We start from the raw sequence: 20,988 nt of genomic DNA, 5'->3' as shown, positions 1-20,988 counted from the left end.
GCCTATTTATTGATAACAGGTATACGAAGGAAGGGTTATGTCTATTCAAAAAAAGCTTAAAAAAAAGACCAAAAAATTCATTAAATCTAAACATATGCTCAGTAGCCTTACCGTAGCATCTTTTTTAGAATCAACTATAGTCCCCATTCCGCTAGAAGCTATTTTAGTGCCTTTAATGCAAGCACGCCGTGAAAAACTATGGCTTATTGCACTTATGGCAACACTGGGTTGTATTATTGGCGCTTTATTTGGTTATGCCTTAGGTTATTATCTATTTGATGCCGTGGGTGATTGGATTATTAATACTTTTTCAACGTCAGAACAGTTTGAAGGCGTCAAGCAAAAAATGGAAAACCAAGGCTTCTGGTTTGTAATAACTTTAGGCATTGTTCCTGTTCCATTTCAAATCGCTATGCTTGCTGCCGGTGCTACTAAATATTCACTGACACTTTTTTTAATTGCCGCAACAATTGCCCGCTCTATTCGTTATTTCGGTTTAGCCATAATCGTTTATTACGCGGGTGATAAAGCAGAAAAACTCATCCGTAAGCATAAAACCAAAACAATGATTGTTTTAACGATGATCATTTTAGCTATGTGGGGTGTAAATAGTTTTTTTTAATAAGTTGTTTAAACTTACTCACTACGGAAAAAATACCTGATAATCAAACTTCACTGTAATTGTAAAATTTACCTACACCCTGTTTTTTTTACAATTTTCTATTTAAAACAAAACACACAAAAACAGATAACAAATTGAATAATAAGGATTTATTAATTGGCCTGTGATTTGCTTTATACATAGAGTAATTTTTAATTCATACAAGGAATTCATATGAAATTTTTTAAAATATCTCTTTTAACAGCAATAATAAGTACTTCAGCAATGGCAGAAGAAACTATTGATAAAACATGGGAATTAGGTGTTTTTGGCGACTATATTAAATCAAGTACCGCTAAAGAAAGCTCAATAGATTGGCAACAAATGGAAGCAGGTAAATCAATAGGTATTGACTTACAAAAAGCCGTTAATGACTTTTGGAAAGTAAGAATAGAACTTGCTCGTACTCGCTACGATGTTTTTAACGGTACAGATAAATCTTATGGTAATCGTTACGGTGTTGACGCTATTTATACACCTGAAGACTCTGACATGTACCTATTTACTGGTGTAAAACGCTTCAACAATGCAGAAAGCTACAACGCCCTTAATGTTGGTGTTGGCTATAACTTCAAATTAAGTGATCGTTCTTCATTTTATACTGAAGCCGTTGTATATCGCGATGTTGATTATGGCTATACAGACCAAGGTTTCAAACTGGGTTATAAATATGCTTTTGGCGACACCAAAAAAAGCACACCTGCAAAAATAGACAAACCCGTTAAAACGGCAAATGTTCAACCTATCGTGAAAACAGAGCTAGATGGCGATAAAGATGGTGTGTTTGACAAAAATGACTTGTGTAAAGACACGCCAGCAAACGTAAAAGTAGATTCTAGAGGTTGTACGTTATATGCAGAAGAAAGTGTATCTATTAAATTAAACGTTAATTTTCCTTTGGAAAGCGCAGCATTAAGCCCTGCTTCAATGATAGAAATTCAACGCTTAGCCGACTTCATGAAAGAATACAAAAATACCGATGTTGTTATTGAAGGCCATACCTCTGCAACAGGCGAAGCAGACTACAACTTAGCCTTATCAGAAAAACGCGCTTATTCAGTAAAAAACGCATTGATTAATAACTTCAATATTAGTGCTAACCGCCTAACTGCAAAAGGCTTTGGAGAAACTCAGCTTCTTTCTCAAGGCAATACAGCTGCCGACCATAAAGCAAACCGTCGTGTTGTTGCTCAAATAGAAACAACCACCAAAAATGTGGTTGAAAAATAGCTACACAAAACAGCTATAAACCATAAGAACACAGGGTATAAATAGGTTAATAACTATTTATACCCTTTTTTATATTCAAGGAGTCAGAATTGACATCTTCTATTATGGACTATATGATTCGTATATTAATCATATATGGAACGTATAATGGGAATAGTTAAAATATCTGACGAATTACATGATGAAATCAGAAAATCGAGTAATGTAATGTCTAGATCTATTAATTCACAGGCTGAATTTTGGATCAAAATGGGAATGCTTGCCGAGTTAAACCCAACACTCACTTTTCATGAAATAATTAAAAATCAATTACTAAAAGAAAATCTTACTATTGCAGAGTTATTACATGAATAAAACCATGATAAAAACTGATGCAGAAATTAATTTTATGAGGGAATCTGGCAAGCTTTTAGCCCAGGTATTTAAAATGCTTGATGACTTTATTTGTGAAGGTATAACAACACTAGAGATTGACACTAAAGTAGAAAGTTATATTGTTAATGAATTAAATGCCCGACCCGCCAGTAAAGGACAATATGGTTATCAGTATTCACTCAATACCTCTGTAAATGATGTGGTATGCCATGGTGTTCCCAATGATAAATTCCCTTTGAAAGCAAAAGATATTTTAAATGTTGATATCACCTTAGAAAAAAATGGTTTTATCAGTGACTCAAGTAAAATGTATATTTTAAGTGCAGCAAGCCCAGAAGCTAAACGTTTGGTTAAAACGACTTACGAGTCTATGTGGAAAGGTATTAAAGCAGTAAAACCTAAAGCGACACTCGGCGATATTGGTTATGCAATTCAAAAACATGCAGAATCGGCTGGTTATAGCGTCGTTCGAGAATATTGCGGTCATGGTATTGGTAAAGAAATGCACGAAGATCCTCAAGTGCTGCACTATGGAAAACCTCATTCAGGTTTGGTATTAGAAGCAGGCATGACATTCACTATTGAACCCATGATCAACCAAGGCTCAAAAAAAATAAAAACCAAAAAAGACGGCTGGACAGTTGTAACTCGCGATAAAAAGCTTTCTGCTCAATGGGAACATACAATTTTAGTTACCCAAACGGGTTATGAAGTACTAACCCTTCGTGAAGATGAAATACTAACAGCCAAAACAGTAAAACACTAACGTTTAAAACCGCGCCTAAAGCACCAAATCAACGCCAGTTCATTCAACCTTATTGATTAAATGTAAAAACTAAAAAAGCACCTACGGGTGCTTTTTGGGTTATTAATTATTGATATCGCAAGCACTATAAAATATGGTGCTGAGTTAAAAATTCGTGGTAACTAAAACGCTACAGCTTCATTAATAACTGCATTAATCCAGATAAAGAAGAATGAGAAGACGTACCTGTATCGCTTACCATTCCTTTAACAACACCTGCACCAAAAGCCGCGGCTATTCCTTCTTCAGACGCTAATAACGTATTAATATTTGATTTGGCGACTAAGCTGGTATGTTGGTCAAACGCACAAGCTGCGGTGTAAATTTGCTTCGCGTTTTCTACCTCTTTTATTTCATCTTTAATAATAAATTTCATGCTAGTTACCTTCTACAATTTGCGCAACCGTCGAGTGGAATCCCACTAATTTCCATATACTTTTTAACTGCTTAAATAACCATAAACCTAAAGACGTATTAACAACGAGTAACAGAATGATAGACAGGCTTATAGAATCAATAAATTTATAAACCACTAAACCTATGCCAATATTTAACAGTATCCATATTACCGCTCCTATAACAACAAGCGTTAAGCTAATAGCAAACGATAACAAAATAGCGCTAAGGCTAAGCTTAGCCTCAGCAACTACAAGGTTTTTAGAGGCGATTAGCCTGGCAATTTTACTTCCAAATAAAGCTTCAATACTGTCGTAGGTTTTCTTGAAAGAAGCACTTTGCTCCATGCGCTCTTCGTGATGTTCTTTAACGGTATGCTCTTGTTTTGGAATGCTCATGCTAATTTATGCCTCGCTTATCTTCTTTTTAAAAGTGACGACACCAGCATACCTACGGTAAACGCTATACCCGCGGTAGCAACAGGATTTTCGATAGCATATTGCTTAACGCCAGATTTATCCCATTTCTCTTTTAATTCACTTTGCTTTTGCGCCAGCGTTGCTGAGCTGCTTTGAGCGGTTGCACGCAAAGTGTCTTCTGCTGAGCCTACTTTCTCGGCTAAAGTGTCTACCGACTCATGTAAAGTACCTTGTAACTTATCCGCTACTGGATGCTCTTGTGCTACATTTTTTTTGATTACAGGTTTAGTTTCTTGTTTTGACTGTGCCATGTTAATTATCCTTTTCTGTTGAATGTAATTAAGATTAAATTAAGTATTTTTAAGCTCGTTCAATAACGTATTAAGACGCCATTTCAGTAAGATAATGATCCGCTAGTTTTTCCTTTTCACCATCAGACAATGCTCTACCTGCCTGCTGAAAGAACTCTTGCTCTTCTTCCTCTAAATGGTGATCTACTTTGTGAGCTAATTTTTTAAATGTTAATAACCATTGTGGCGAACTCATATCTAACGCATCTAACTCAGCAATAAACTTATCAATTTGATGATGCTCGGCAACACCGTGTCGAGACAGATCAACCGTATTGTCTAATTGCATCAATGGCGCGTAAAAATGTCTTTCTTCCGCTACGGCATGGGTTTCTAATTCAGCTTTAAGCTGTTGATAATATTCGGCTCTAACGTCTGAATCACCATGAGTGTCTAGCAACAATTTAATAAGTGCCCTTTGTTTATCGTGATCATTACGTAATGCTTCAAATATCTTCATGTGGTCTCCTACAAGTCGTTTGTTTAAAGTCATAAGCCTGTATGTACTCAGCTAATATCTCTCACGTTTAGGTAACAACAAAATGTACATATTTCAGAATAATAACGAACCACGTCAGTATTAAATGCCATACCTTGTTACCGCTCGTTACGCCTAAACGTTTAATGTTCACTTAATAAGGTTCAATATCTGTACCAACTAAAATAAAAACGTAAGCACTTGAAAACATGAGGATTATTAAAATATAGGAAAAAACAATAAATTGCAGACGTAAGATGTACACACCCTACGTGAAAGATTTACACGGAAGAGATTAACGTTAAAGAATGTAGACGGGAGGTTATGTTTTTGAGGAGGTTTAAATAACAAAAAAGCTAACGATAATTTTAGATTGGAGTTCAGTGTTATCTTGTGCTTTATTAATGACTAACAGCGTGACCATAGAGTTTATTTCCAATAGGTCGTTTAACTAAATAAATAGACCCATTATTCTTCATTTCTTTGATTTTATTCAAAGGAATGTAATCCGGTATTAACGTAAAATAGTTACTATTACTTAGATCACCATACCGAATACTAATATTGCCATTGATAGAAAAACTTTCCATAAACTATAGCTACATTGTCCTCACTAACACGAACAACTTTAGCTAATTGATATTTGTTTTTAAGATCTAATTTACCATTGAGTAACCTTAAATCTAAAAAATAAATATCATTAAATTGAGGCTCTAAAATATAAACTGCGGTTTCTTGTTGCTCTGTTTGATGCAAAGTAAATCTGTCATACCCAAAGTATGCAATCACAAGTAAACAAACCAACAAAACGAGTTTATTTAGGGATATTGATGATTTGGCTATGCGTGGTGACGATTCATCGATATGTGGCACTATCCTTAATCCTTTAAGTAGTATTGTAATGCTTTACTAAGCCTTTAAAAACTACGTAGAAAAAGTTCTTATGAATGTGTGGTTATCAACCACTTGTCAAAGTTTCCCACTTAGTGACTCTTTCCCTAATCTTACCCATAGAATCTTCAGCCAATTCTGTAATTTTATCTTGGTTTTCTTTTGCCTTATCCCAATAAGCTATCTGTTTATTTCCTTCATTTGGATCATCGTATTGATAAGCTATAGACTCCGATCGGCTCTCTTTTTCTATAGCTCTTATTGATTGATATATTTCGCTAGGATAGAAAGGTCTTTTCTTTTCACGAATGACATAAAGCGCTCTTAAAGCATCAAAGTATCGAGTTAATCTTTCTTTTTTTACTTCTTCGTCCGTCTTATTTGGAACAACAAAGTCCAATGCTGGACGTAAACTTAAACTCGCATCTCGAACGTCCACTAAAAGAGCTGAAAGTTCTGCTAAAACTTCATATTCTTTCTCATATCTGAAGCCGTGAGTATTGATTTGAGAGGATAATTCAGCTCTAGTTGATTCTAACTGCTTCGCATGAACTAACTTCACATCCTCAATTTTTTTAGTAATACTTTCAATATCTTCTTTTGTAGCTAAATTTTTACCTTTTTCTGATGAGTAAGAGAATAAAAATTTCCTAAAGAAAAAAAGACTTCCAATACCCATTAAAATTAAAAACTGAATAATCACTATAATATATAATTCCAAGAGCCTATTTCCTATGACTTATACAATATTGTTAATCAAAAAACTTGTTAGCTAATCTTAGAAACGAAGAAGTAAAAGCCAACCACCTTCCTTTGTAATAACATGTTAAGTTTTAACTTTGTACCCGCCAAAACACCAGCCTAAAACACCTCCAATAAAAATAACAGGTAGCAAAACTACAATCTTAAATTTTGAAACTTCAATGTGTATATCTAAATAACTTAAAACATCTTCAACATAAGGAAATAATAAGCACATAACGAGTAAAGTTATTATAAAGTTGAGATAGACAAAATTATTAGCTTTCAAATTAATACCACAGCTAGTGCAGCTTGTTGAGAATGCATTTTTAGCTCGAATCCAATCAGTAAACTTGATCGCTTTTTCTTTACACTTTGGACAATCCATAGTCGAAATTCCTTAGACACACAACAACTTATATAAACGCTTCAATGCAACGCCCACTTCCATATCTAACAACTTACCAGAAATCACAGTAAATTCAATCTGATAAATTACCAAGCTTAAAAACTTAACTGATGATTACGAGGGCATAATATTGGTTTCAGCATTACCCATGTAATTAATGGGCAAGCTAAATATAATGAGGTGATCTGCTGGAGGGGATTTCTAGATGTGTTCTATTAATTATTGTTTACTGTTTTTTTTATGACTTACCTTAAAAACAGTATTTATTGCGGCCATATTTTTTGGCTTGATACAGTTTTATATCTGCTTTTTTAATAAAGTCTGACGGGTTTAAATCGGCTTTGTTTTTATAGGTTGGAGAATAGGCTGTAACGCCAGCGCTAATGGTTACATTGCGATGTTGCGCTTTCGGTGAATGAAGAATATTTAAGTTGTTAACTGACTCAACAATATTTTTAGCGATTTTTTTCGCGCCTTCTAAATCGGTAAAAGGCAATAACATAACAAATTCTTCGCCGCCAAATCTGGCTACAAAGTCTTTAGAACGGTGTTTAGTGCTGGCTAAACATTGTGCCACTTGTGCTAAGCATTCATCACCTTTTACATGGCCAAATTCGTCGTTGTAAAACTTAAAGTTGTCTATATCAATCATAATAAGTGCAACTGAACTTTCGCCTCGTATAGCGGCTTGCCATTCTTCTTTTAATTGTGTGTCGAACGACATTCTATTGGCTAGACCCGTTAGTGCATCGGTTTTGGAAACCTGCTCAAGCTCTTTACTGCGTTTTACTAATTTCATGTGATTTTTTACACGTTTAAATAAAATATTAGAACCTGTTTCGTTTGATATGTAGTCAATTGCGCCTAATGATAAGGCTTTTTCTTCTTCAAATTCGCTGTAGTGATCACTCACAAAAATAACTTGAATATGTTGGGTGGTAACGTGTTGTTTGACAAATTTACACACGTCTAATCCTGACATGTCGGGTAAATGGGTAGATGATAGAATTAAATCAATTTTCTCATCTAAAATTATTTTTAAAGCACCTATGGCATCAACTGCCGTTTTTACGGTGTAATCATTATCAAAAATATCAACCCACTGATTTAACTGCTGCTCAAACTCGTGCACTAACAATAGCGTTAACTTTGTTTTAGTTTCAGTGCTTGATACTAAATGCAGTTTTTTTTGAGTAGATGACAATTGATAAACATCCTCTTTTAAATAAGCTTGGCGTTTCATTTTATATTCTCCTTAATGTAAAAATGTTCGCTTGCTCATTATATCAGCTTCATCACGAATAGTTGTATTGGGTTTAGCATTAAATAAAGTAAAGCACACCGAAGTGTGCTTTTTTAAAAAGCTTAATAAATTAACTTAATGCAACTTCTAATTTATTAATAACCGACTTAACGTCTTTAGTATTGGTAGCAATGGCTACGGCTAATTCTTTAGCGCTGTCTGAATCCACCTCACCCATTAGTGTTACTACACCGTTTTCAACTTCTACTTCGATGTTAGTACCACTTACTTCTGACTCTAGTAACAGTTTGGTTTTAACAACCGCTTCAACTTTCGAGTCGGTTAACGACACTAAAATTTGCGCGTCTTCACCGTTGTCTTTCTCTAGTACGGTAAGCTTGTTTTCTACTGACTTTACGCCTTCTAAGCTTTCAACTAACTCGCCAGCTAAGGCTTTATCTACTTCGCTATCAACCTTACCAGTAAGAATAACAACGCCACTTTGAACGTCTGTGTTTATATCAAAGGAATTTAAGTTACCGTTAAATAGTAAAGTGCTTTCGGCTTTACCGTCTAACCATGCATCTTTAGATCTATCTTCCCATGTGTTGTCTGCATAAGCTGCAGTTGAACCAAGAGTTAATAACGTTACTGTAACAATAGAACGAATTGAGTTTTTCATAATATTCTCCTTTAAATTAATTCACTTTAACTGTTGCGACTATCATGCCAAACCATAACAAATTGATTTTTAAAGGATATTTAATTTTTGGCGATTTGTTAGGTTATTATTTATAGCGCTTTTTACAAGCCATAATGTAAAAGTTACATTCGTATTTACTAGATAAATAAAAACGCCATTGTTGCTACAACAATGGCGTTTAATGAATTACTTGAGCCGAACTAAGCTTTACTTACATCATCAAGTTCTATTTACCTGATTGCGCATTAACATATTTTTTTAAAAGCACAGGTAAAATAGTAATGTCGGTCACTAACGCGACTATCATGGCGATACTGGTAAGTAAGCCAAACAACATACTAGGAACAAAGTTTGAGAATACTAGTGAGCCAAAGCCAACAACAATAACCGTGGTGGTATAGATAAGTGCATAACCTACCGAACTATTGGTTTTTAGCACAATGTTCGGTTTGTTCTCGGTGTCGATATTGTCGTTGTTACTGCTTTTTAATTCGGCCAAATAACGATGCACATAATGTATGGTATCGTCCATCGAGATCCCCATCGCGACGGCTGCTATTGTAATGGTCATTAAATCGAGTGGTATCGAAAAAATCCCCATTACTCCCATAATAACGGCTGTTGTTATAAAGTTAGGGATCAGGGCAATAATCGCCACTTTAAAAGATGAAAATATGATCATTAACGTTATTGCCATTGCACCGTACACAATGGCTAACGTAACAATTTGCGAATTAACTAAGCGCGATAGTATGTCTTCGTACAATATGAATAAGCTGGTTAATGTGTATTGATCTTTTTGTACGCCTAATGTGTTTAATTCTTTATGAATATTTGCCAGTAGGTCTGCCCTGTTTAATCCTTCGGTGCTGTCTTGCACTCGCATTGAAATACGTGCTTGATTATCGCTTTCAGAGAAATACGCACCAAAAAGGTCTTTTTGTAAGTCAGGCGACAGGCTGTTATACAATGCCGTTAACTCGTATTCGGTTAACGGTTTACCATTAACCACTTGGGCTATTTTAGTAAAGTCAGCAACCGATGTTATGGCGCCAATCGCTTCGTTTTTTACCAACATGTTTTGAATGTTCGTAATGGTTTTTACGGTATCGGCTGAAATAACTAAATCGGTTTTTGTTTCGTTTTCAGGAATATTGTACAAAAGGTCGAATGGCGTAGAACCACCAAATTGCTGGTCGATAAAAGTTAATTCTTTGCGTACATCGGTAGACTCGTCAAAGTAATTTAAAAAGCTATTTTCTGCCGTTAATAACAAACAACCGCCTAAACCAATTACCGTTAGCAATACCGAACTCACCACAATGCGCTTAGGTTTATGAATAACCGTACGAGCAAACCATTGCATACTTTTTTCAACCACTTTGTGTTCGGTCACGTAGGTTTGTTTATTAAAAAAAGCGATAAGTAATGCAGGGAAAAACACCAAGCTCACAATAAAGCTAACCAGCATGGCAACAACCATCATCCAACCAAAACTAATAACAGGCTGTACACCACTAAAAATAAGCGAACCAAAACCAATAGTGGTGGTTAGGCCGGCAAAAAAACACGGCTTAATTTTTTGTTTTATTGTCGCTATGACTAGTGCTTGATGCGACCAGTCTTGATGCTTTTTCACGAGCTCTTGGTAATGCACAATTAAGTGAATGATCATGGCGAGCGACAAAATGATTTGGAGTGCAAATACATTGGCTGATATAACGGTAACTTTAAACGCCAGCGCCGTTAATAAACCTACCGTAATAACCACACTGGATGCACAGCCAATGATAGGCAGTAACACCCAACTTACTTGACGAAATAAATACGCAAGAATAATTACAATTAAACAAAAAATAGCTGAGCCAAACAGCACTAAATCGTTTTGTATTATTTTGATCAGTTCGTACGTAAGTAAGTTATTACCACCTAAATAAAAGTCGCCTGTGTTTTGGTAAGGCTTTAATATCGAACGTATTTCTTCAATTTCGCTAATACGTTTTGTTTCTAATTTTTTATTGAGTTGAGCACTTTGATCTTTTAATTGATTAAGCTGAGTTCGCTCTTTTTTAGAAAGCTCTCGTGTTAATACGTGCTTTTTAATATCAATAATGTCGTTATTAATGCGTGTGAGTTCAGGATCAGCTTTAAAAACAACTTGTAACGATAAAGCCGTTTGCTCTTTATTAATTAATAAATCTTCGTAAAGGGGATGATTTTTTAAGCTGAGTAAAAGCGTATTTTTAGAAAATTTTTGCTCTTCCCACGTTAAGGTGTTTACCTCAGCAATAAACGATTTAGCCGCAGTAAAAATAGGCACATTTACAATGCTATTTACTTTTTTAACACGTGTAATAGTCGCTATTTTTTTACCTATTTCGGAAACCGCTTGTAACGTTTTTTCGTCAACAACACTTTCAGTTTTAGGCTGATAAGCAATAAGAATAAACTCTTCTGAACCATAACGCTGGTCGGCAAGTTGCGTCGCAATAAAGTGCTTATTATCGTCAACTAATAAAGTATCTGCCGAGGCGTTAATTTCAAAATCTTTCGCTTGCCAAGCTAACGCCACTGTAATTACGGCAAAAGCGATACATATAAAATACGCAGAGGTTTTTAAAGAAAATTTAAACATTACTTGCCACCTTTATTGTTTACGCTAAAGGCTTCTTTACGTATTTCTTGTCCATCACGTTGTACGTTTTGCATATATAAATTGCGAACAAATTCATAGCGGTTATCAACGTTTTCAAGCACTTTCGGATAATTTGATAACACCGGAACTTGCTCGTGCACACCATCAACTATTAATAATTGCTGAGCGGCACTTTCATCATTAATAAAATTTAATGGATGAGTAAAATAATTGAATGTTAATGAACCTGTGTCTCTAAAGTCTGACGGCCCAAGTAAAGGTAAAACAATATAAGCGCCATAACCCACACCATAAGATTGCAATGTATTACCAAAGGTTGTTTTGTTTCTTTCTATGTCCATTAAGTCGTCAGCGGCATCAAATAGCCCTGCAATGCCTACCGTGCTATTAATAATGATACGCTTTATGCTTTCCCAACTTTCAGCAAAGTTACCCTGTAGTAAGTGATTTAAGGCGTAAAGGGGTTCGCGCAGATTGTAGAAAAAATTAGTAATGGCTTGATCAATCACTTCAGGCATTATTTTTTCATAACCCGCCGCTACTGGGCTTAGTACATATTCGTACGCCGCGTTGTTAAAAGAAAAAATAGGTTCGTTAATAAATCTTAGTGGATCTTCAGGAGCCGTGTAACTGACAACGCTGGGTTGATTCATCACCTCGGTTTCGTACGGCCCTTTTTGCACTTCAGCCGTTTGAACACTATGAGTTACAGCTAGGTTTTGTTTATGATTTATCGATTCGGTTGATGAGCATGCAGTTAACAGTAAAAAACAAAACACCATACCTACGTATATAAGTTTTACGTAAACATCACCACAAACATTATTCTTGTGAGCTTTTAACATGTTGCCCCCTTAGTTATGTAGAAATTATGATTAAGATTCGCTTTTTTGATTTTTTGTTTGAAATTGTTCGGTTAATACTGTGCTTAGCTCTTTACCGCCTTTAGCACCAAAATCGAGTGTTCGAATAGGAAATGGAATTAAGATATCTGCTGTTTCTAATGATTTTTTTATACTAGAGATAGCCCCGTGCCTAGCCGCCATATAACCTGGTTCGCCGGGGTAATCTATCCAGAACCAAACTAGCAGATTAATAGCGCTGTCGCCAAAGCTTTCAGCGAAAACAGCGGTTTCATTTTTTCTAATAACAAAATCACATTTATTTAATGCGCTAACAATAACATTAGCCGCTTCATCAGGGTCATCGGCATAAGATATAGATACGGGTACTTCGACCTTCCGCCTTCCCAAAATAGTAAAGTTAGTTAAAATATTACGAAATAATATTTTGTTTGGAATAACTTCGATTTGACCCGAAAAAGTTTCAACCAGTGTGTTTCTTAAATTAATGGTTTGAACGCTACCAAATACACCATTAGCTTCAATAACATCGCCCATTTTAAAGGGTTTTCTGATGCCCATCACAATGCCAGCAATAAGGTTTTCTGTCATGTCTTGAAAGGCAAAACCAATAGCAAGGCCGATAATACCTGCACCAGCAAGTAACGAGGTTACGGTACCTTTTAAGCCGATAAAGTCTAAGCATATAAAGATACCCAGCATGATTAAACAGCTTTTTATAATAGCGGATAATAAATCAGCTATTTGTCGAGAATCGAATGTACGCCTTAAAACATTACGTATAACCTTGCCCGCTATACGTACAAAAAAAGAAAAGAAGATAATAAAAACAAGCGCAACAATTAAGTTAGGTATGTGTTGTACACCTGTTTCTAACCAGCGACTGAGTTTGCTTCCAATAAGCTCCCAATATTTATCTACATTCAATAGCTCCATGTTTAATAAATCCATAGTTACCTCTACGATCAAAATAATATTATGGATGTTGCAACATTTACGCCTAAACATAGGTTATTGATGTATAAGTGATTTATTTTATTTCAAACTATCTTTATGTCCCTATAGAGTAAATTTTACAAAATAAATTGTTAGTTATTCATTATGATAATTTCATACTATTACTGTTTTAAAAACGTGGTTAAGGCATTAGGATTAATATCAATAACCAGTTCTTCGCTATTAAATAATTCACCGTCAATCACATAGTTAATCAACTCGTCGCTTTTAATAGTAACTTTCTTAACTCGTTGAGTTTGTATGTTTTGATCTACAGACGTTAATTCACTATTAGCGTTACTGGAGCTATTTATATTTAAGCCTGCTGAAATAAGCTCGCCCAACCCCATCAGTTTATTGCTACCATTTTCTATCGTGTTAATCCAAGTAACATCAAGAAAACCGTCTTGGCAGTTAGGCGTGCCATTGCCTTGAGCAAGCACACTCGTAAAGGGAGCTGCATTAGCCACGATAAAGCTCGTGGTATCTATAACTTCAAAAGAGTTATTATCGAACGCGACATTAAGCTTGTAAGCTCTGCCTTGGGTGTAAGCTTTCCAAAAGCCACTTAAATAGGCAAATTGTCCTAAGTCGTCTTTTACACCTCTGTCTGCATAATTGATCATGTCGTGTTCTAAACCAATGCCAGCCAATAACAATACGGTTTTTCCATTACAGGTTGCTGTATCTATTTTAATGGTTTGCTTGCTACATAAATGCGATAACGCTAGCTCTACAGGGTTAATTTTAGAAAGATGACCATATAAATTATGAGCTAACGCATTGGCTGTTCCCATAGGGATAAAACCAAAATTAATTGGCTTATTCACCACTTGCTCGGCAACTTCTCTTAATGTACCGTCGCCACCTGCAGCAATAACCGTTTTAATATTGTTTGATAACGCTTGTTGGGTTAATTGTTTAGCTGACAGCTCTAAAGTGGTTTCTTTAATGGTAAGTGAAAAATGTTTATAAAGCTGATTGATAACCTTATCTTGGTTTTTTTTCCATTTTCCGCCGCCTGCAGCAGGGTTCACAATTAACCATGCGCTAGGATAAATTTCTATTTCATTATTTTCACGGTACTTTACTAACTGCTTGAGCTGTGAAGGGTTCAACCCTGCTTGGGTACGTACTTGGGTTATTTTTTCTAGTACTTCTCTTACCGTTAGCTTAGGGTATTTAACTAACAAATAAGCTGCTGCAACAAATACCGAGCGCCCTCTTCCTAAAGCACAATGTACAACAACGTTATGCCCTTGCTTAATATGATTATCGATCCATGTAACACTTTCGCGTAAAGACTCAATATTTGGTGTTTGATGATCAAGCGTTGGCACATTTAAGTAGTCTAGCGCTAATGCTGAAGCCCCCCAATCTAAAGCACTAAACTCTGCGGTCATGTCTACAATCGCATGAATATTGGTGATATTAGCTGAGGTAAAATCTTGCGTGTTTAACCGAGTAGCAACGTATAAACCTTTATCTATTTTGTGCATTTTATCGGTTTTATCTAAACGTCTTGCAACCGCGTTATAAACATAAACGCCTGAAATAAAAGGCCATAATAGAATGTTGATATAGAGAGGAATTCTGCCATCACTGTTTTTTCTAAAAATTTCTGGCTGCTTTATTAAATAAGCAGTTGAGATAATTAAAAACGAAGCACTTGCCCAATAAAAAATAAATGAGATGAAAAATGTACTGTAGTAGCCCAATACAGCAAAAATTAGCGTTAAGGCAATATAATAAAAATGAATAGCCATGAATATGTTCCTTTATTAAGAATCGATATTCAATAAGGTGCAAGTACTAGACCACACGGTAAGTTACTGATAAGTAATACTAATATAAAAAGTCTACCATCTTTGTTTATTGTTTTTTGTAATATTTACATAAACCCATGTCGACTGATCTCATACTTCTTTATTTTAGAGGAGAGTGTTGTTGGTTTTAAACCGAGTAATTCTGCCGCGCCGTCGTTACCATAAATTTTACCTTTGCATTGCTGTAACGCTTTTTCAATATTACTTTTTTCTAATGCTTTATGTTGTGTTGCGCTCATGAGTTCTGATAGCGCTACTGTTTTTACTGGCACCTGAATATTGTTAGTTTGCTTGGCTAAAATATCGAAGGTTATTTTATCGCCTTTAGCTAAAATTATTTGTCGTTCAATTATATTTTCTAACTCGCGTATATTGCCCGGCCACGTGTATTGTTCTAACAACTGCATTTGCGCTAATGAGACTTTAGGCTGTGGTTTGTTAATACGTCGGCACACCTTATTAATAAAGTGTTTAACGAGTAGCGGTAAGTCGTCGATACGATCACGCAACGCTGGGGATTGAATAGGAAATACATTAAGCCGATAGTATAAATCTTCTCTGAATTTGTTTTCTTTTATCAGGGCTCTTAAGTCTTGATTGGTGGCAGAAATAACCCGAACATCAACATTTCGTGTACGAGAGTCGCCAACTCTTTCGTATTGTTGTTCTTGCAAAACTCGCAGTAATTTACCTTGTAACTGGATCGGTATTTCGCCCACTTCATCTAAAAATATAGTGGCTCCATCAGCTAATTCAAAGCGCCCTATTCGATCAGATATTGCACCTGAAAAAGCTCCTTTTACATGGCCAAAAAATTCACTTTCAAATAAATCAGCAGGAATAGCCGCACAGTTAACACGAATAAGTGGCCGCGCTTTACGTTCGCTTACTTCATGTATTGCTCGAGCAATAAGTTCTTTACCTGTGCCCGATTCGCCAATAATTAACACGTTGGCGTTGGTTGGCCCAACTAATTCAATTTGTTGTACCATATGCTGCACTTGAGCACTTTGCCCAATAATTTGGTGATGATTAAAATCGGCGTTTAGCTCTTCTAATAAATAAGCATTTTCCATTTCTAGTCGACGCTTTAATGAATCAACTTCTTCCATAGCATTAAGTAGTTTTTGTTGAATACGTTTACGCTCGGTAATGTCTCTAAAAATTACCACCGCACCAATTAATATACCGTGTTCAGTTACTGGCGTACTAGTGTATTCTACTGGGATAGGTTTCCCTTCTTTTGACCAAAACACTTCGTTATCAACGCTATGTATTTCACCGTCGTTAAATGCCGCGTAAATAGGACAATCGTGCGCATGGTAATGACTTCCGTCAGGATAAGTATGGTGAATCACTTCATGCATTTTTTTACCAATAATATCTTCTCTTTTCCATCCCGTTATTTTTTCTGCCGCTAGGTTTACAAAGGTTGTATTGCCTTGATCGTCAACACCATAAATACCATCGCCTACCGCGGTTAATAACAGCTGATTTTGTCGTTCTATTTCTTCAAAAGCGGTTTCGTTTTGACGCCAATGCGCTAAACCTGATTGGTAATTAGATTCAACAATGGCCTGATGATAACGAGCAAAGCTTTCTACACTTTTTTGGCAACTCATTAATATATGTTCATCAATCTGCGTTGCGTTGATTTCTAAATGGATAATCTCGCTGTTCACTTTAATGCTTAAATCGCTCGACCATGCATCTTTTTGAATAAGTACTTGCTGAGTAAAATGTATCAGCTGCTCTAAACATTCATGAAAGAACTGCGTGACCTTATAGTTTTTTAAGTTATTATTATTTAAAGCAAATAACCTTTTGGCTTTGCTATTGGCTTGCAAAATTTGGTTATTAGTTGGGTCTATTAACAACATGGCTGTGGGGGCGTTGCTAAACAAATGATCTCGCATTTTCTTTATACCTCAGTATTACTTCTTAGTCATTTATACAATTGTTAGGCCAAACAACGAATTATCGTTACTCGAACCACGAAAAATCGTTATCAACGAAATATCGTTGACTTCAAAATCAATGACTTTTAATTTTTTACCTTAACAATCAAATGAATAGAAAAACAAATGCTATGGCACAGTTATCGCTATATCAGGTTAACGGTTTGTTTTATGTTTGAAAAAATTAGCCAAGCTAATAGCATTTCAAGAGTTTTGCTCTAAATAAGTGCAACGCATCAATAAAAGCATCTAGGTAAAAATTCAAACAATACATATTTTAAACTTAGCGAGGAAATACCATGACGATGACACGCAACGAAGTAACCGAATTAATTGTGACTCAAAAGCTTTATAAAAAAGTTTCGTGGGGAGATTTAGCAGAAGTAATCGGTTTAAGTAAAGAATGGACAACAGCCGCTTTGCTAGGCCAGATGACATTAACAGCGGATCAAGCTGAAAAAATCGGCGCAGTGCTCGACCTACCTGAAGACGCCATTATTCAACTACAAGTGGTTCCATATAAAGGTTCATTACCAACTGCAGTACCTACAGACCCACTTATTTACCGTTTTTACGAATTAATTAACGTATACGGCACCACGTTTAAAGAACTTATTCATGAAGAATTTGGCGACGGCATCATGAGTGCTATCGATTTTAATATGGACTTAAAACGAGAACCTAACGAGAACGGCGATAGGGTTCAAATTCTATTAAGCGGGAAGTTTTTACCTTACAAAACTTACTAACCATTAATAATAAAACTAAATTAAGTGAGAAATAATCATGGCTTATATTGAACCCAGTGAATTCGTAACCAAAATGGTCGATTCTGGTGAGCAGAAAGTTTACATGTCTACCAAAGACACTATTATTCGTGCCTTTATGGCTGGCGCTATTCTTGGCTTAGCCGCTATTTTTGCTATTACCGTAGCCACTAAAACTGGCAGCCCTATTTTAGGCGCTTGTTTATTCCCTGTTGGCTTTATTATGTTGTACCTAATGAAGTTTGATTTATTAACCGGTGTGTTTACGTTAGTGCCTTTAGCCTTATTGGATAAACGACCTGGTGTTACCTTTGGCGGCGTTATGCGCAATTGGGGCTTGGTGTTTGTGGGGAACTTTGCCGGTGCGATGACCACCGCTTTCTTTATGTCGTTTATTTTAACCTATGGTTATTCGGCTGATGGTGGTGCTATTGCTGCTAAAGTCGCTTCAATCGGTGAATCGAGAACCTTAGGCTATCAAGAACATGGTATTGGTGGTTGGTTAACGATTTTTATTCGCGGTATGTTGTGTAACTGGATGGTGTCTATGGGCGTGGTTGGCGCGATGATTTCAACTTCTGCCGGTGCTAAAATGGCCGCTATGTGGATGCCTGTTATGCTGTTCTTCTTTATGGGTTTTGAGCATTCTATTGTGAATATGTTTTTATTCCCGTTTTCTATGATAATGGGTGGCGACTTTACCGTTTACGATTATTTATTGTGGAATGAAATTCCGACGGTTTTAGGTAATTTAGCGGGTGGGTTATTATTAGTCGGTTTACCTCTTTATTTAACGCATGTTAAAACATCGCCTGAGCGTAAACTTTCGTAAGGCGCTTTATTAAAAGCATGTTATTAATACAAATGAGTATTTAGCAGTTTCAGGCTTCGTAATTAACTTTACGAAGCCTTTTTTATTCTTAGAAGTTCATCTACAAATGCTTTTCTTTAGACCAACGAACAAGCTTTTCAACATGTGCGCCTGAGCTCATTATTAAATGACATACTTGCAATAACCCTTTTTGATGGCAATCTTCAAGTGCTTCACCACTCAACTTCGCTAAATTGTCTTTATTGATAGTGTATAATCCATTCATTTTAGAAGGAAATTCAGCCCCTAAATCAAGCTCTAATGTTATAGGTTCTAATAAATCATATTTAGATAATGCTTCTAGTATTTTATTCGTTTGCTGCGTGCCTGCCATTAGCTGAGCAAAAGTATTTTGAATACGTTGTAAATACCCTGTAGCTTGCCCTTTTTCATCAAATATTTTTTCACCTAACTCTTTTTGAACTAGCGGATTAGCGACATCCAAAGCAATACGACCACCAGAAAAGTCACCTTCTTCTGAAAGTATCGCATGAAAAGGCCTACGTAATATTTCAAGAGGTAAATATCTTGCTTGCCAAACATTCTTTTGTATATAAAGGTTCTCAGCTGATTCTATACCTAATAAAGCATTCATAAGAAACTGCCCAGTATTAGGGTTTTTTGTTATAAAAATAGCGTACTCGTGAACAAGTGTACTTAACTCACCTACAGTTACGTAAGCTGTATTGATCTGATTCTCAGGAACATCAACTAATAATGTATTAATTTTAATATTACGATGCTTCACCGTATCGAGTAATTCAATAGTATTTTTTGTCATCTTTATCTCAATGAATTAAATTTTTGAAAGACCATATTTATAAATTTTATTTAGTAGGTCACGATTTGTAGGTAGAGTAGATAATAACTGTTTTTCCCTATCTTTATTAAGCATTACTTGCTGCTTTACATAATTTTTTATATAAGGTTCAAGTTCAAACAATGCTTTAGTACGAAATTTACTACCGTATAATATAAATTGATAACTCGTCGCTTGAAAAAGCTCTCCTGTCGCTTCAAAATCATGTCCATTAGGTATTTTGTTTTTCCATAAAACCATTAATTCTTGCAAGCGTTTAGGTATAGAAGCTTCTGCTTTATTATCTTGCCAAAAAGGCGCTGTTCGATTACTTAAAATATAATGTAATTTTAGAAAATCAATCGCTCTTCCCCAACGATAAGTAAACTTATCGTTAAAACGTTTGGCTGATATATCCATTACACTTGTAGTGAGTGGTAATTGTTCAGCAATGAACATAGCTGATAACTCAACTAAAACTAATGCAGAAGCCTCTAAGGGTTCAAGAAAACCCGCAGATAAACCGACAGCTACACAGTTTTTATGCCAAAATTTTTCTCTATAACCTGATTTAAAATTAATCTCTCTTATAGACAGGTTGTCAGTATTGCCACCTGTAGATTTTATATAAGATAATAAATCGTCTGTTGCCTGCTGTTTAGAAGCATGTTTGCTAGAATATACGTATCCTACACCTCGCCGGCTTGGTAGCCCTATATCCCATATCCAACCTGCATCTTGCGCTGTAGATTGCGTATAAGAAGCGATAGGAGCATTTTCATCAGTATATTGAACTTGAGCAGCTAATGCAGTGTCAGCAAAAAGAATATCATTAACACTCTTAAACTTAACCCCTAATGTTTGCCCCAATAGTAAAGATTTAAAGCCAGTGCAATCAATAAAGAGATCGCCTTCAATGCTATTACCATTATCAAAAGTGACTGAAGTGATATTTTCATTGTCATCTTGATTCACTTTCTCTACTTCAGCTAATACATGCTTAATACCTAAATTTTTAACGCCATGCTTTTGTAAAAAAACAGCGAATAGCCCCGCATTTAAATGGTAACCATAATTAGTTGATGATTTATATTCAGGGTCTGTTATTTTTTTAGGTGCTAAAGATTGCTCAAAAATTTCATGCTGTACAGAAAAATGCTTTGAAAAGGGCTCTTCAATAGATTGATCAAGCCAATATTCAGCAAAAACACCATCTACTGAATGCTTTAGATCATCAAAAGGATGGCTGTAAAACCCTTCACCTTGATCGTTATCCCAACCAACAAACTTTGAACCTTGCTTAAAAGAAGCTTCGCATTCCTTAAAAAAATCAGTTTCTGAAACACCAATACTTTTTAATGTTGCAGCCATTGTAGGCCATGTACCTTCGCCTACTCCTATAATAGGAATATTTGGTGACTCACAAAGTGTAATTTCAAGTTCATTATTAGCGACTCTAGCTTGAAAACGCGAAGCCAAAATACTCGCTGTTATCCAACCGGCAGTACCACCACCAACAATAACGATAGATTTAACTATGTTACTCATAAT

General features: G+C 35.7%; 22 protein-coding genes. 6 read left to right on the top strand and 16 right to left on the bottom strand.

All coding sequences use genetic code 11. From position 1 onward, the window contains the following. Positions 1-37 precede the first annotated feature (37 nt). The 4 genes from AC0L5Q_RS13865 (at position 38) to map (ending at position 3,032) form a co-directional block, all read left to right on the top strand. Positions 38-622, top strand: coding sequence for a YqaA family protein (locus tag AC0L5Q_RS13865; protein WP_473609731.1), 585 nt, complete (start codon positions 38-40; stop codon positions 620-622). A gap of 213 nt (positions 623-835) precedes the next feature. Then, positions 836-1,891, top strand: a complete 1,056-nt coding sequence (locus AC0L5Q_RS13860; protein WP_473609728.1) for an OmpA family protein — start codon at positions 836-838, stop codon at positions 1,889-1,891. 147 nt (positions 1,892-2,038) lie between these two features. Then, positions 2,039-2,245: a ParD-like family protein gene (locus AC0L5Q_RS13855; protein WP_077343124.1), complete on the top strand. Its 207-nt coding sequence runs from the start codon at positions 2,039-2,041 to the stop codon at positions 2,243-2,245. Next, positions 2,238-3,032: a type I methionyl aminopeptidase gene (map, locus tag AC0L5Q_RS13850; RefSeq protein WP_473609722.1), complete on the top strand. Its 795-nt coding sequence runs from the start codon at positions 2,238-2,240 to the stop codon at positions 3,030-3,032. The genes AC0L5Q_RS13855 and map overlap by 8 nt, the downstream gene beginning before the upstream one ends. Positions 3,033-3,201: 169 nt before the next feature. On the opposite strand, the gene AC0L5Q_RS13845 is transcribed toward map, so the two are convergent. The 14 genes from AC0L5Q_RS13845 to AC0L5Q_RS13780 form a co-directional block, all read right to left on the bottom strand. After that, entirely contained in the window at positions 3,202-3,447 is a 246-nt protein-coding gene (locus tag AC0L5Q_RS13845) for a hypothetical protein (RefSeq protein WP_077343120.1), read from the bottom strand. Between the two features lies 1 nt (position 3,448). After that, the gene (locus AC0L5Q_RS13840; protein ID WP_473609715.1) at positions 3,449-3,865 is read right to left on the bottom strand and encodes a hypothetical protein; all 417 of its coding nucleotides are present in this window, start codon (positions 3,863-3,865) and stop codon (positions 3,449-3,451) included. Between the two features lie 17 nt (positions 3,866-3,882). Then, on the bottom strand, positions 3,883-4,197 hold the full coding sequence (locus tag AC0L5Q_RS13835; protein WP_473609711.1) for a DUF883 domain-containing protein: 315 nt from the start codon (positions 4,195-4,197) through the stop codon (positions 3,883-3,885). Between the two features lie 70 nt (positions 4,198-4,267). Continuing rightward, positions 4,268-4,696 carry a hemerythrin domain-containing protein gene (locus tag AC0L5Q_RS13830; RefSeq protein WP_473609707.1) on the bottom strand — a complete coding sequence of 143 codons (429 nt, stop codon included), beginning with the start codon at positions 4,694-4,696 and terminating at the stop codon, positions 4,268-4,270. A gap of 576 nt (positions 4,697-5,272) precedes the next feature. Continuing rightward, positions 5,273-5,587: a hypothetical protein gene (locus AC0L5Q_RS13825; protein WP_473609703.1), complete on the bottom strand. Its 315-nt coding sequence runs from the start codon at positions 5,585-5,587 to the stop codon at positions 5,273-5,275. An 85-nt stretch (positions 5,588-5,672) separates the two neighbouring features. Further along, positions 5,673-6,326 (bottom strand): hypothetical protein, encoded by a 654-nt coding sequence (locus AC0L5Q_RS13820; protein ID WP_473609699.1) that lies wholly within the window; start codon positions 6,324-6,326, stop codon positions 5,673-5,675. 105 nt (positions 6,327-6,431) lie between these two features. Further along, positions 6,432-6,734 carry a hypothetical protein gene (locus tag AC0L5Q_RS13815; RefSeq protein WP_473609697.1) on the bottom strand — a complete coding sequence of 101 codons (303 nt, stop codon included), beginning with the start codon at positions 6,732-6,734 and terminating at the stop codon, positions 6,432-6,434. Positions 6,735-7,005: 271 nt separating this feature from the next. Then, positions 7,006-7,998: a GGDEF domain-containing protein gene (locus AC0L5Q_RS13810; protein WP_473609693.1), complete on the bottom strand. Its 993-nt coding sequence runs from the start codon at positions 7,996-7,998 to the stop codon at positions 7,006-7,008. Positions 7,999-8,128: 130 nt separating this feature from the next. Next, the gene (locus AC0L5Q_RS13805) at positions 8,129-8,680 is read right to left on the bottom strand and encodes a BON domain-containing protein (RefSeq protein WP_076420688.1); all 552 of its coding nucleotides are present in this window, start codon (positions 8,678-8,680) and stop codon (positions 8,129-8,131) included. Positions 8,681-8,927: 247 nt separating this feature from the next. Then, positions 8,928-11,336, bottom strand: a complete 2,409-nt coding sequence (locus AC0L5Q_RS13800) for an efflux RND transporter permease subunit (protein ID WP_473609688.1) — start codon at positions 11,334-11,336, stop codon at positions 8,928-8,930. Continuing rightward, positions 11,336-12,202, bottom strand: a complete 867-nt coding sequence (locus AC0L5Q_RS13795) for an MlaA family lipoprotein (protein WP_473609684.1) — start codon at positions 12,200-12,202, stop codon at positions 11,336-11,338. Before AC0L5Q_RS13795 ends, AC0L5Q_RS13800 begins: the two co-directional genes overlap by 1 nt. A 30-nt stretch (positions 12,203-12,232) precedes the next feature. Next, positions 12,233-13,156 (bottom strand): mechanosensitive ion channel family protein, encoded by a 924-nt coding sequence (locus AC0L5Q_RS13790; protein WP_473618308.1) that lies wholly within the window; start codon positions 13,154-13,156, stop codon positions 12,233-12,235. Between the two features lie 182 nt (positions 13,157-13,338). Continuing rightward, positions 13,339-14,982 (bottom strand): diacylglycerol kinase family protein, encoded by a 1,644-nt coding sequence (locus tag AC0L5Q_RS13785; RefSeq protein WP_473609681.1) that lies wholly within the window; start codon positions 14,980-14,982, stop codon positions 13,339-13,341. A 125-nt stretch (positions 14,983-15,107) separates the two neighbouring features. After that, positions 15,108-16,958: a sigma-54 interaction domain-containing protein gene (locus tag AC0L5Q_RS13780; protein ID WP_473609677.1), complete on the bottom strand. Its 1,851-nt coding sequence runs from the start codon at positions 16,956-16,958 to the stop codon at positions 15,108-15,110. Between the two features lie 341 nt (positions 16,959-17,299). On the opposite strand from AC0L5Q_RS13780, the gene cynS reads away from it, so the two are divergent. Both cynS and AC0L5Q_RS13770 read left to right on the top strand, forming a co-directional pair. Then, entirely contained in the window at positions 17,300-17,749 is a 450-nt protein-coding gene (gene cynS, locus AC0L5Q_RS13775) for a cyanase (protein WP_473609673.1), read from the top strand. Between the two features lie 37 nt (positions 17,750-17,786). Next, complete coding sequence (locus AC0L5Q_RS13770; protein WP_473609669.1) at positions 17,787-18,599, top strand: formate/nitrite transporter family protein; 813 nt, start codon at positions 17,787-17,789, stop codon at positions 18,597-18,599. 100 nt (positions 18,600-18,699) lie between these two features. On the opposite strand, the gene AC0L5Q_RS13765 is transcribed toward AC0L5Q_RS13770, so the two are convergent. After that, entirely contained in the window at positions 18,700-19,419 is a 720-nt protein-coding gene (locus AC0L5Q_RS13765) for a SapC family protein (RefSeq protein ID WP_473609666.1), read from the bottom strand. A 15-nt stretch (positions 19,420-19,434) separates the two neighbouring features. Beyond that, on the bottom strand, positions 19,435-20,985 hold the full coding sequence (locus tag AC0L5Q_RS13760) for a tryptophan halogenase family protein (RefSeq protein ID WP_473609662.1): 1,551 nt from the start codon (positions 20,983-20,985) through the stop codon (positions 19,435-19,437). Positions 20,986-20,988: the final 3 nt, after the last annotated feature.

It is taken from the genome of Pseudocolwellia sp. G5-9 (assembly GCF_055808995.1).
Note: the sequence above shows the minus strand (reverse complement) of the source record. Positions and strands in the feature narration are given on the sequence as shown.

What these genes read in the sequence shown, in the direction of transcription:
- AC0L5Q_RS13865 (WP_473609731.1), top strand. Translation starts at nt 38, where the DNA reads ATGTCTATTCAAAAAAAGCTTAAAAAAAAGACCAAAAAATTCATTAAA.
- AC0L5Q_RS13860 (WP_473609728.1), top strand. Translation starts at nt 836, where the DNA reads ATGAAATTTTTTAAAATATCTCTTTTAACAGCAATAATAAGTACTTCA.
- AC0L5Q_RS13855 (WP_077343124.1), top strand. Translation starts at nt 2,039, where the DNA reads ATGGGAATAGTTAAAATATCTGACGAATTACATGATGAAATCAGAAAA.
- map (WP_473609722.1), top strand. Translation starts at nt 2,238, where the DNA reads ATGAATAAAACCATGATAAAAACTGATGCAGAAATTAATTTTATGAGG.
- AC0L5Q_RS13845 (WP_077343120.1), bottom strand. Translation starts at nt 3,447, where the DNA reads ATGAAATTTATTATTAAAGATGAAATAAAAGAGGTAGAAAACGCGAAG.
- AC0L5Q_RS13840 (WP_473609715.1), bottom strand. Translation starts at nt 3,865, where the DNA reads ATGAGCATTCCAAAACAAGAGCATACCGTTAAAGAACATCACGAAGAG.
- AC0L5Q_RS13835 (WP_473609711.1), bottom strand. Translation starts at nt 4,197, where the DNA reads ATGGCACAGTCAAAACAAGAAACTAAACCTGTAATCAAAAAAAATGTA.
- AC0L5Q_RS13830 (WP_473609707.1), bottom strand. Translation starts at nt 4,696, where the DNA reads ATGAAGATATTTGAAGCATTACGTAATGATCACGATAAACAAAGGGCA.
- AC0L5Q_RS13815 (WP_473609697.1), bottom strand. Translation starts at nt 6,734, where the DNA reads ATGGATTGTCCAAAGTGTAAAGAAAAAGCGATCAAGTTTACTGATTGG.
- AC0L5Q_RS13810 (WP_473609693.1), bottom strand. Translation starts at nt 7,998, where the DNA reads ATGAAACGCCAAGCTTATTTAAAAGAGGATGTTTATCAATTGTCATCT.
- AC0L5Q_RS13805 (WP_076420688.1), bottom strand. Translation starts at nt 8,680, where the DNA reads ATGAAAAACTCAATTCGTTCTATTGTTACAGTAACGTTATTAACTCTT.
- AC0L5Q_RS13800 (WP_473609688.1), bottom strand. Translation starts at nt 11,336, where the DNA reads ATGTTTAAATTTTCTTTAAAAACCTCTGCGTATTTTATATGTATCGCT.
- AC0L5Q_RS13795 (WP_473609684.1), bottom strand. Translation starts at nt 12,202, where the DNA reads ATGTTAAAAGCTCACAAGAATAATGTTTGTGGTGATGTTTACGTAAAA.
- AC0L5Q_RS13790 (WP_473618308.1), bottom strand. Translation starts at nt 13,156, where the DNA reads ATGGAGCTATTGAATGTAGATAAATATTGGGAGCTTATTGGAAGCAAA.
- AC0L5Q_RS13785 (WP_473609681.1), bottom strand. Translation starts at nt 14,982, where the DNA reads ATGGCTATTCATTTTTATTATATTGCCTTAACGCTAATTTTTGCTGTA.
- AC0L5Q_RS13780 (WP_473609677.1), bottom strand. Translation starts at nt 16,958, where the DNA reads ATGCGAGATCATTTGTTTAGCAACGCCCCCACAGCCATGTTGTTAATA.
- cynS (WP_473609673.1), top strand. Translation starts at nt 17,300, where the DNA reads ATGACGATGACACGCAACGAAGTAACCGAATTAATTGTGACTCAAAAG.
- AC0L5Q_RS13770 (WP_473609669.1), top strand. Translation starts at nt 17,787, where the DNA reads ATGGCTTATATTGAACCCAGTGAATTCGTAACCAAAATGGTCGATTCT.
- AC0L5Q_RS13765 (WP_473609666.1), bottom strand. Translation starts at nt 19,419, where the DNA reads ATGACAAAAAATACTATTGAATTACTCGATACGGTGAAGCATCGTAAT.
- AC0L5Q_RS13760 (WP_473609662.1), bottom strand. Translation starts at nt 20,985, where the DNA reads ATGAGTAACATAGTTAAATCTATCGTTATTGTTGGTGGTGGTACTGCC.